This window comes from Kitasatospora sp. NPDC030952, assembly GCF_055571335.1.
Map to the genome: position 1 here is coordinate 1 of NZ_JBVIFM010000013.1, position 12,021 is coordinate 12,021.

A 12,021-nucleotide genomic window follows, 5' to 3' on the forward strand; every position below is an offset into this window, starting at 1 on the left:
TCCCCCACCGAATGCCCGGCCACCACCCCCGGCCGCACACCCCACGACTCCACCAACCGGAACAACGCCACCTCATAGGCGAACAACACCGGCTGCGCGAACTCCGTACGATCCAGACCCTCCCCGGACTCCACCACCGAGAACAGATCCCCACCGAACGCCCCCAACACCTCACGGAACACCCGCCCGAACACCGGGAACTCCGCCGCCAACCCCCGACCCATCCCCGCCCACTGCGCACCCTGACCCGAGAACACCAGACCCAACCTGCGGTCAGCGTAGGCGAGTTCGGGCGACTGTCCGGCGAGTCGGGCGACGGCGTCCTCGGCCGTCCGCGCGGCGACCACCGTCCGGTACCGCAGCGGCGAGCGGGTGGCGGTCAGGGAGTAGGCCACGTCGAGCGGGTCGGCCGTGCCGGCCTTCAGCAGCGCCGACAGCCGCTCGACCTGGCCGTCCAGGGCGCCGGGCGAGCCGGCCGTCACGACGAACGGCAGCACGGACGGCGTCCCGTCCCGCGTCTCGCCCGGCGTCCCGTCCCGCGTCTCGCCCGGCGTCTCGCCCCGCGTCCCGTCGGCGGACTCCCGCCCGGGGACCGGCTCCTGTTCCGGGGCCTCCTCCACGATCACATGGGCGTTGGTCCCGCTGATCCCGAACGACGACACCGCGGCCCTGCGCGGCCGACCGGCCTCCCGCGGCCACGACCGCGACTCCGCCAACAACCGGACCTCACCCTCACCCCACTCCACCTCACGACTCGGCTCATCCGCGTGCAACGTCCTCGGCATCCGCTCATGACGCAACGCCATCAGCGTCTTGATCACCCCGGCGACACCGGCGGCGGCCTGAGTGTGGCCGATGTTGGACTTCAGCGACCCCAACCAGACCGGACCACGACCCCCGCGCTCCCGCCCGTACGTCGCCAACACCGCACCCGCCTCGATCGGATCACCCAACCGAGTCCCCGTACCGTGCCCCTCCACCAACCCCACATCCGCACCCACCACACCCGCATCCGCCCACGCCGCACGGATCACCCGCTCCTGCGCCACCCCCGACGGCGCCGTCAGACCATTCGACGCACCGTCCTGATTCACCGCCGAACCACGCACCAACCCCACCACCGGATGCCCCAACCGCCGCGCATCCGACAACCGCTCCACCACCAACACACCCACACCCTCGGACCACCCCGTACCGTCCGCACCCACCCCGAACGACTTGCACCGGCCATCCCCCGCCAACCCCTGCTGACGCGAGAACTCGACGAAGGTGGTCGGGGTGGCCATCACGCTGACCCCGCCGGCGAGCGCCATCGTGCACTCGCCGCGCCGCAGCGACTGGACGGCCAGGTGCAACGCCACCAGCGACGACGAACACGCCGTATCCACCGTGATCGCCGGACCCTCCAAACCCAGCGTGTACGCGATCCGGCCCGAGGCCACACTCGCGGCGGCACCCGTCATCAGGTAGCCCTCCACCCCGTCCGGCACCTGCTCGGCCCGGGCGGCGTAGTCGTGGTAAGCCACGCCCATGAAGACGCCGGTGCGGCTGCCGTGCGCGTCGGCGACGGGGATGCCGGAGCGCTCCCAGGCCTCCCAGGACACCTCCAGCAGCAGCCGCTGCTGGGGGTCCATGGCCAGCGCCTCCCGGGGGCTAATGCCGAACAGGGCGGCGTCGAACTCCCCGGCGTCGTACAGGAATCCGCCGTGCCGGGTGGCCGAGCGGCCGGGCCGGTCCGGGTCCGGGTCGAAGAGGTGGCCGGTGTCCCAGCCGCGGTCGGTCGGGAACTCACCGATCGCGTCCACCCCGTCGGCGACCAGCCGCCACAGGTCCTCGGGCGACTGCACGCCACCCGGGAAGCGGCCCGCCATCGCCACCACGGCGATCGGGTCGTCGTCCGGGCCGGCGCTGCCCCCGGACGGGTGCGCCGGGCGGTCGGGCGCGGTGGCGGGGGCCGCCTCCGCGCCGTCGGGGCCGAGCACCCGCTCGCGCAGGTACCCGGCGAGGGCCAGCGGGGTCGGGTGGTCGAAGAGCAGGGTGGTCGGCAGCGGCAGGCCGGTCGCGGTGCGCAGCCGGTTGCGCAGCTCCACCACGGTCAGCGAGTCGAAGCCGGACTCCCGGAAGGCCCGCTCCAGCGGGACGGCGTCCCGGTCGGCCGCGTCGTGGCCGAGGACGGTGGCCGCGTGGGCGCGGACCAGGTCCAGCAGCTCGCGGTCCTGGTCCGGCCGGGACAGCCCGGCCAGCCGGGCGGCGAGTCCGTGCTGTTCGGCGACGACCGCCCCGGGCGCGGCGCTGTCGGCGCGGGTCGGCGGCCGGACGATTCCCCGCAGCAGCGCGGGCAGGTCCTGGTCCCGGGCCCGGTCGCGCAGCGCGGCCGAGTCCAGGTTCGCCGGGAGGAGCAGGGCGCGCCGCGTCCCGAGCGCCGCCGTGAGCAGCGCGAAGCCGTCCGCGGTGGTCATCGGGGCGAGGCCGGTCCGGCGCAGCCGCGCCAGGTCCGCCTCGGCGAGCCGCCCGAGGCCGCTGGCCTGCTCCCACAGCCCCCAGGCCAGGGAGAGCCCGGGCAGGCCCTGGGCGCGGCGGCGGTGGGCCAGCGCGTCGAGGGCGGCGTTGGCGGCCGCGTACGCGGACTGCGCGGGCGTGCCGAGCACGCCGACGGCGGAGGAGAAGAGCACGAACGCCGACAGCGGGAGGTCGCGGGTCAGTGCGTCGAGGTGGAGCGCGCCGTCGGTCTTGGGGCGCAGCACGGCCGCCAGGCGCTCGGACGTCATGGCGTCGAGCGGTGCGTCGTCGACGGCGGCCGCCAGGTGGTAGACGCCGGTGAGCCGGTGCTCGGCGGGGATGCGGGCGAGCAGGGCGGCGAGCTCGGAGCGGTTGGCGACGTCGCAGCGGCGGACGGCCACCTCGGCACCGGCGGCGGCCAGTTCGGCCCGCAGCTCGGACGTGCCCGGGGTCTGCCCGCCGCGCCGTCCGGTGAGGATCAGGTGCCGGGCACCCGCCTCGACCAGGCGCCGGGCCAGCTCGGCGCCGAGGCCGCCGAGGCCGCCGGTGATCAGCACGGTGCCGTTCGGATCGACGGCGGGGACGGGCGAACCGGCCGTCCGGACCAGCCGGGGGACGAGGACGGTACCGTCGCGCAGCGCGGCCTGGGACTCCCCGGCCGCCACTGCGAGTGCCGCCGCGCGGCGCACGGCGCGCCCGTCGGGGCCGTCGGGACGGGAGGTGCTGTCGGGACGGGAGGTGCTGTCGGGACGGGAGGTGCCGTTGGGACGGACGGCCTCGTCGGACCGGGCGGTGTCGGCGAAACGGTCGGTGTCGGCGGGACGGGCGGTGCCGTCGCGCCGGTCGGCAGCGGGGTCCGTGTCGAGCAGCAGGAACCGGTCGGGGTGCTCGGCCTGGGCCGAGCGGACCAGGCCCCAGACGGCGCCCTGGGCCGTGCTCGTCACCTCGGCGTCGCCGCCGACCGCCACCGCGCCCCGGGTCAGTACCACGAGCCGGGCGGCCGCCTGCCGTTCGTCGGCCGCGAAGGTCTGGAGGGCCTTGAGCACGGGGGCCAGGACGGCGGCGGTCGCCGGCTCGGTCGGTGCCCCGTCCCCGGCGCGCGTGCCGTCCCCGGCGAGCGCGGCGGCGTCGAACAGGACGAGGGCGGGCTCGTCGACCGGCCGGGCCGGCAGCGGCTGCCAGTCGAGGCCGTACAGGGCCCCGCCGCCGGTCGGGCCGGCCGTCAGGCCCGCCACCGGGACGGGCCGCAGCAGCAGCGACTCCACGTCCACCACCTGCGCACCGGTGGCGTCGGTCGCGGTCACCCGCACCGCGTCCCCGCCCGCCGGGGCGACCCGCACCCGCAGCGCGGTGGCGCCGGCCGTCGGCACGCCCACGCCGGTCCAGCTGAACGGCATCCGCAGCTGCCCCTCCTCGGGGGCGGCGGCGCGCAGGAGTTCGGCGTGCAGGGCCGCGTCGAGCAGCGCGGGGTGGACGGCGTAGCGGCGGGCGTCGCCGTGCCGGTCCGGGTCGAGGGCGACCTCGGCGTACATCTCCTCGCCCAGTCGCCAGGCGGCCCGCAGGCCCTGGAACGCCGGTCCGTAGCCGTAGCCGTCGGCCGCGCGGTCCGGGTAGAAGCCGGTGACGTCCACGGGTTGCGCGCCGGGCGGGGGCCAGGCGGCCGGGAACGGAGCGGGGGCCGGCGCGGCGGAGGCCTCGGTCAGCGCTCCGACGGCGTGGCGGGTCCAGGGCTCGTCCGAGCCGCCGGCCGGGCGGGCGTGCACCGTGACGGGCCGTACGCCGTGCCGGTCGCGGGCGCCGACCGTCACCCGCAGTTCGGCGGCCGTCCCGGCGGGGAGCAGCAGCGGCCGCTCGACGGTCAGTTCCTCGATCCTCGGGCAGCCCACCTCGTCGCCCGCGCGCAGCGCGAGTTCGACGAAGCCGGTGCCCGGGAACAGCGCGGTGCCGCCGATCGCGTGGTCGGCGAGCCACCCGGGCGATCGTGGCGCCACCCGGCCGGTCAGGACGACCTGGTCGTCGTCGACGGCGGCGAGCACCGCGCCCAGCAGTGGGTGCCCGGCGGGCGTGAGGCCGGCGGCCTGGACGTCGGCCGGGCCGGTCCCGGGCTCCAGCCAGTGCCGACGCCGCTCGAAGGGGTAGGTGGGCAGGGCGGTTCGGCGGGCCCCGGTCCCGGCGAGGGCCGGGGTCCAGTCCACGGCGACGCCGCGGACGTGCGCCTCGGCGAGCGAGCGCAGGAACCGCCCTCGGCCGCCCTCGTCGCGCCGCAGGGTGCCCAGGGCCGTCGGCTGGTGCCCGGCCTCCTCCGCGGTGTCCTGCAGCGCCGACGTGAGCAGCGGGTGCGGGCAGCACTCCACGAAGGTGCGGTGGCCGTCGCGCAGCAGGGCGAGCACGGCGCCCTGGAAGTCCACCGGCTCACGGGCGTTGCGGAACCAGTAGTCCGCGTCGAGGTCGTCGGCGCCGAGCGGGCCGGCGGTCACCGTCGAGTAGAAGGGGACGCGCGGCGGATGGTGGGCGACTCCGCCGATCAGCTCCCGCAGCGGTCCGCGCAGCGGCTCGACCAGCGCGCAGTGCGAGGCTCCGGCCCGGACCACGACGCGGGCCCGGATGCCCTCGGCCTTGCAGTCGGTGACGAAGCGTTCGACCTCGTCGGGCTCCCCGGCGACGGTGACGGCGAGCGGGCCGTTCACCACGGCCAGGTCGAGGCGCGCCCCCCGCTCGGCGATGCGCTCCCGCACGCCGTCGGCGGAGAGCTCGACGGCGGCCATCATGCCCCGGCCCGGCAGTTCCTCCGCCCAGAGGCGGCTGCGGCGCACCACCACCGTCGCGGCGTCCTCCAGGGTGAGCACCCCGGCGACGCAGGCGGCGGCCAGCTCGCCCTGGGAGTGGCCGACGACGGCGTCGGGCCGCACTCCGTGCGCCTCCCACAGCGCGGCCAGCGAGACCATCATCGCGAACAGCACCGGCTGGGCGACGTCGGTCCGTTCGGGGTCGGCGGCGGCACCGGGGCCGCCGAGCAGGGTGTCGAGCAGCGACCAGTCGACGAGCGGGTCGATCGCGGCCGCGCACTCCCGCAGGCGCTCGGCGAACGCCGGGGCCTGGGCGTACAGTTCGGTGGCCATGCCGGGCCACTGCGACCCGTGGCCGGGGAAGACGAGGACGGTCCGGCCCGGCTCGCCCGCGGTGCCGAGCACCACGGAGGCGTCCGGAGCGCCGCTCGCCAACGCGTCCAGGGCGCTCGCGAAGCCGGCCGCCCCCCGGGCGACGACGACGGCGCGGTGGGCGAGGTCGGCGCGGCCGTGGACCAGCGAGAAGGCCACGTCGGCCGGGGCCGGCGGCTGCGGCTCGCCGAGACGGGCCCGCAGCCGGGCGGCCTGCTCCCGCAGGGCGCCCGGCGTCCGCGCCGACAGCGGCCAGGCCAGCGGCCCGACCGGGTCGAGCTGAACGGCCGGGTCGACCTGAGCGGCCGGCTCGAGCTGAGCAGCCGGGTCGAGCTGAGCGGCCGGAGCGGACGGGTCGGGAGCCGGGACGGCGTCGGAGTGGTCGGACGCCGGGGGTGCCTCCTCCAGGATCAGGTGGGCGTTGGTGCCGCTGATGCCGAACGACGACACCCCCGCCCGGCGCGGCCGCCCGGGCGCGCCGGGCCAGTCGACCGCCTCGGTGAGCAGCCGCACCGCGCCCGAGCTCCAGTCGACGCTCGGGGTGGGCTCGTCCACGTGCAGGGTGCGCGGCAACACCTCGTGCCGCAGGGCCTGCACCATCTTGATGACGCCCGCCACCCCGGCCGCGCTCTGGGTGTGCCCGATGTTGGACTTGACGGAGCCGAGCCACAGCGGCCGGCCCTCGGCGCGCTCGCGGCCGTAGGTCGCCAGCAGCGCGCGGGCTTCGATCGGGTCGCCCAGCCGGGTCCCGGTGCCGTGCGCCTCGACGGCGTCGACGTCGGCGCCGGTCAGCCCGGCGGCCGCCAGGGCCCGTTGGATGACCCTCTGCTGGGCGGCGCCGTTGGGCGCGGTCAGGCCGTTGGACGCGCCGTCCGAGTTGACCGCCGAGCCGCGGACCACGGCCAGCACCGGGTGGCCGTGGCGGCGGGCGTCGGAGAGCCGTTCGAGCACCAGCAGCCCGGCGCCCTCGGCCCAGCCGGTGCCGTCGGCGGCCGCCGCGAACGCCTTCGAGCGGCCGTTCGGGGAGAGCCCGCCGAGACGGCTCAGTTCGGCGAACACCCCGGGCGTGGGCATCACGGTCACGCCGCCCGCGAGCGCCAGCTCGCACTCCCCGCCGCGCAGGGCGCGGGCGGCGTCGTGCACGGCGACGAGGGAGGCGGAGCAGGCGGTGTCCACGGTGACGGCCGGGCCGCGCAGGCCGAGGACGTAGGCGATCCGGCCGGAGGCGACGCTCGGGGTGCTGCCGGTGTAGAGGTAGCCGTCCGAGCCGTCGCTCGGCTCGCCCAGCCTCGGCCCGTACTCCTGGGCGGTGGCCCCGACGAAGACGCCGGTGTCGGTGTCCCGCAGCGAGGCGGGGTCGATGCCGGCGTGCTCCAGGCTCTCCCAGGCGGTCTCCAGCAGCAGGCGCTGCTGCGGGTCCAGGGCGGCGGCCTCGCGGGGGCTGATCCCGAAGAACGCGGCGTCGAACCCGGCCACGTCGGCCAGGAAGCCGCCTTCGCGGACGTACGTGGAGCCCCGGCGCGCGGGGTCGGGGTCGTACAGCGCCTCGACGTCCCAGCCCCGGTCGGCCGGGAACCCGCCGATGGCGTCGACGCCTTCGGAGACGACGCGCCACAGCTCCTCGGGGGAGCCGACGCCGCCGGGGAAGCGGCAGGCCATGCCGACGATGACGATCGGGTCGGCGTCCTCGGCCCCTCCCGCGCCGGTGGAGCGGGAGGCCTCCGCGACCCCGTCGGCCCGCTCGGGGGTGTTCGGGCCGTGGGCCAGGTGGCGGGCGAGCAGGCCGGGCGTGGGGTGCTCGAAGACCAGGGTGTCCGGCAGCGGCAGGCCGGTCGCGGCGGCCAGCCGGGCCCGCAGTTCCAGGGCGGTGGCCGAGGTGAGGCCGAGGTCCCGGAAGGCGGTGTCCGGCGCGATCTCGCCGGGGGTGTCGGAGCCGAGGACGGCGGCGGTGTGCTGCCGCACCAGGTCGAGCGGGTCCCGCAGCGGCGTGCCGGCGGGCGTGGCGGCGCTCGGCCCGGGTTCACCCACGCCGGGTTCAGCCACGACGGGTTCAGCCACGACGGGTTCAGCCGCGACGGGTTCAGCCGCGCCGGGGCCGGTGGTCCCGGGTCCGGCGGTCCCGGGCCCGGCGCTCCCGGCCGACTCCCCCGCTTCGTCCAGCCCGGCCAGCCAGTGCCGGCGCCGCCGGAACGCGTAGGTCGGCAGGGCGACCCGGTGCCCGCCGCCGATCACGGCGGGAAGGTCCACCTCGGCGCCCGTCGCGTGCAGTCCGGCGAGGGCCTCGACCACGGTCGCGGGCTCCGGCCGGTCGGCGCGCAGGGCGCTGAGGAAGGTGCGGTCGTCCGGCAGCGCCGCGCGGGCGGCGGGGGCCAGCACCGCGTCCGGCCCGAGCTCCAGGTAGGTGGTGACGCCCGCCGCGTCCAGGCGGCGGACGCCGTCGAGGAAGCGGACGCAGTCGCGCACGTGCCGCACCCAGTACTCGGGGTCGCACAGCTCGGCGGCGCCGGCGAGGTCCCCGGTGAGGTTCGACACGACGGCGAGCCGAGGCGGCCGGTAGGTCAGCGAGCGGGCGACCGCGCGGAACTCGTCGAGCATCCCGTCCATCAGGTGGGAGTGGAAGGCGTGGCTGACCCGCAGCCGCCGGGTGCGGCGGCCCCGGGCCCGCCACCGGTCGGCGAGGGCGTCGACCGCCTCGGCGTCGCCGGACAGCACCACGGCACGCGGTCCGTTCACCGCCGCGAGGCCCACCCGGCCCGCCGACTCCGCCAGTTCGGCCGCCAGTTCCTCCTCGGCCGCCTCGACGGCGACCATGGCGCCCGTCCGCGGCAGCGCCTGCATCAGGCGGCCGCGCGCGGCGACCAGGGTGCACGCGTCGGGCAGCGACAGCACCCCGGCGACGTGCGCCGCCGCGAGCTCGCCGATCGAGTGGCCCAGCAGGAAGGAGGGGCGCACCCCGAGCCCGGTGACGAACCGGTGGAGCGCCACCTCCACGGCGAACAGGCCGGGCTGGGCGAACTCGGTACGGTTGATCAACTCCGCTTCGGGAGAGCCCGGTTCGGCCCAGATCACCTCGCGCAGCGGTCGGTCCAGCACCGCGTCGAAGTGGGCGCACACCTCGTCGAAGGCCGCCGCGAAGGCCGGGTGCGCGGCGTGCAGCCGCCGCCCCATGCCGAGCCGCTGGGCGCCCTGCCCGGTGAACAGCACGGCCACCGCGCCGTCCGATCCCGCCCGGCCGAGGACCGTCCCCGCACCGGCCGCTCCCGCGCCCAGGGCGTCCAGCCGGGTGAGCAGCGCCTCCCGGCCCTCGGCGACCACGACGGCGCGGGTCGCGAAGGCCGTACGGGTGGTGGCGAGCGAGTCGGCGAGGCCCGCCGGCGCCAGCTCCGGCCGCTCGCGGATCCACTGCGCGAGCCGGCCCGCCTGCGCGCGCAGGGCCGGCTCGTCCCGGCCCGACACCGCGAACGGGAGCGGCAGTTCCGGCCGGCCCAGGTCGTCGGCCGGAGCAGCCGTGCCGGCCGCGCTCCCGGTGGCGGGCGGTGCCGAGGAGAGCACCAGGTGGCAGTTGGTGCCGCCCATCCCGAAGGAGCTGACCCCGGCGACCAGCGGCGCGTCGCCGCCCGGCCACGGGGCCAGCCGGTCGTGGACCCGCAGCCGGAGCTCCTCCAGCGGGATGAGCGGGTGGGGGGTGCGGTAGTTGAGGCTCGCGGGCAGCTCGCCGGCCCGCAGCGCGAGCACGACCTTCAGCAGCCCGGCGACCCCGGCGGCGCCCTCCAGGTGCCCGACGTTGGTCTTCACCGAACCGACGAGCAGTGGCCGGTCCGCCGCGCGGTGCCGGCCGAGCGCCTCCCCGAGGGCCCGCGCCTCGACCGGATCGCCGACCCTCGTCCCGGTGCCGTGCAGTTCGACGTAGCCGACGTCACCGGGCGCGACCCCGGCCCGCCGGTACGCCGCCTCGATCACCTCCCGCTGCGCCCGCGGGTCGGGCGTGGTCAACTCCGGGCCGCCGCCGTCGTTGTTGACGGCGCCGCCGCGGATCACGCACCGGATCTCGTCGCCGTCGGCGAGCGCCCGGCCCAGCGGCTTGAGCACCAGCACCGCGCCGCCTTCGCCCCGCACGTAGCCGTTGGCCCGCGCGTCGAAGGTCCAGCACTCGCCGTCCGGGGACAGCGCGCCGAAGTGCTCGACGCCGACGGTCGCGGCGCCGGCCAGGTTCAGCTGCACGCCGCCCGCCAGCGCGAGGTCCGACTCCCCGGACCACAGGCTCTCGCAGGCGCGGTGGACGGCGACCAGGGAGGAGGACTGGCCGGTGTCCACGACCATGCTGGCCCCGCGCGCACCGAGCAGGTAGGACAGCCGGTTGGCGACGAGGGCCCGGTTGAGCCCGGCCAGGGTGTGCGGCGAGACGGCGTCGGCACCGGCCCGGGCGGTCAGCCGGGCGTAGTCGTCGGCGGTCGCGCCGAGGAAGACGCCCAGCCGGGTGCCGCGCACCCGGGCCGGCACGATCCCGGCGTCCTCCAGGGACTCCCAGCCCAGTTCCAGCGCGAGCCGCTGCTGCGGGTCCATCGCGGCGGCCTCGCGCGGGGTGACGCCGAAGAACTCCGCGTCGAAGTCGGCGACCCGCTCCAGGAAGCCGCCTCGCGGGGTACGGACGGCGGCGTCCCGCCAGCGGTCGGCGGGGGTGTCGGTGATCGCGCTGCGCCCGTCGCGCAGCAACCGCCAGAACGCGTCGGGATCGGCCGCGCCGGGCAGACGGCAGGCGATTCCGATGACGGCGACGGGTTCCGGGCATTCGGCGACGGGATCCGGGCATTCGACGGCGGGATCCGGGGATTCGACGGCGACGGTTTCCGGGGATTCGAACTGCGCATTGACGGCCACGTCGAACGACGATAGGCACGGCGGTCCACCGCCCGGCAACTCGCTGGAATACCGACCCCCGGGAATTCCCGGTGAACCGTCGATTACCCGACCCGCACTAGGTTGCGCACCGGACCAGACGGAGTTGGGAGCTGCCGTGAACCCCTTTTTGGAAGCGATCGTCGAGAACCGGCCGCCGGAGGCCCTCGAACGCCTGGAGTTGCCGGGAGAGTTCGCGGCCGCACACCTGCGCGCGGACGAGACCGCGATGTTCCGCGGCGTGGCCGACAAGGACGTACGCAAGTCGCTGCGCGTCGGACCGGTGGCCATGCCGGAACTGGCCCCGGACGAGGTGGTCGTCGCGGTGATGGCCAGTTCGATCAACTACAACACCGTGTGGTCGGCCACCTTCGAGCCCGTCCCGACCTTCGAGTTCCTGCGCCGCTACGGCGCGCAGGGCGGCTGGGCCGCCCGGCACGACAGGCCGTTCCAGGTGGTCGGCTCGGACGCGTCCGGGGTGGTGGTGCGGATCGGCTCCGGCGTGCGCCGGTGGCGGGTCGGCGACCACGTCGTGGTGCACCCGGTGCACGTGGACGAGCAGGAGCCGGTCACGCACGAGGACGCGATGCTCGGCACGGAGATGCGTGCCTGGGGCTACGAGACGAACTACGGCGGGCTCGGTGAGTTCGCCGTCGCGCGCGCCAGCATGCTCGTCCCCAAGCCGCCGCACCTGACCTGGGAGGAGGCCGCCGTCACCCCGATGTGCGGCAGCACCGCCTACCGGATGCTGGTCGGCAGCCACGGCGCCCGGATGAAGCAGGGCGACGTGGTGCTGGTGTGGGGCGCGGCCGGCGGCCTCGGCACGTACGCGGTGCAGCTCGTCCGCAACGGCGGCGGCATCCCGGTGGCCGTCGTCGGCTCGGAGCGCAAGGCGGAGGCGGTGCGCCGGCTGGGCTGCGAGGTGGTGGTCAACCGCTCGGAGATCGGACTGAGCGACGACCCGAACCCCTCGCCCGACGCCGTCCTGGCCGCGGGCAAGCGGCTGGGCGGCATCATCCGGCGTGAGACCGGCCGGGACCCGGACATCGTCTTCGAACACGTCGGCCGCGCGACCTTCGGCATCTCGGTGTTCGTCGCCGGGCGCGGCGGGACGGTGGTCACCTGCGGCTCCAGCACCGGCTACCACCACGAGTTCGACAACCGGTACCTGTGGATGCGGCTCAAGCGGGTGGTCGGCAGCCACGGCGCCAACCTCAAGGAGCAGCTGGACCTCGGCCGGCTGGTGGCCACCGGCGCCATCGCGCCCGCCCTGTCCGCGCTCTACCCGCTCGCCGAGGTCGGCGAGGCGACCCGGCTCGTCCAGCGCAACGAGCACATCGGCAAGGTCGGTGTGCTGTGCCTGGCCCCGGAACCGGGCCTGGGCGTCACCGCACCGGAGCTGCGCGCGCGGATCGGCGCGGACCGGATCAACCCCCTGCGGGACTTCGCGCCCGCGTCCTCCCTGTGA

General features: G+C 76.5%; 2 protein-coding genes. One reads left to right on the forward strand and one right to left on the reverse strand.

Annotated elements, in window-relative coordinates; all coding sequences use genetic code 11:
- On the reverse strand, positions 1–10,424 hold a 10,424-nt coding region (locus ACZ47G_RS22355), incomplete at its 3' end, for a type I polyketide synthase (RefSeq protein WP_465745586.1).
- 247 nt (positions 10,425–10,671) lie between these two features.
- On the opposite strand from ACZ47G_RS22355, the gene ccrA reads away from it, so the two are divergent.
- Positions 10,672–12,021 carry a crotonyl-CoA carboxylase/reductase gene (gene ccrA, locus ACZ47G_RS22360; RefSeq protein WP_465745205.1) on the forward strand — a complete coding sequence of 450 codons (1,350 nt, stop codon included), beginning with the start codon at positions 10,672–10,674 and terminating at the stop codon, positions 12,019–12,021.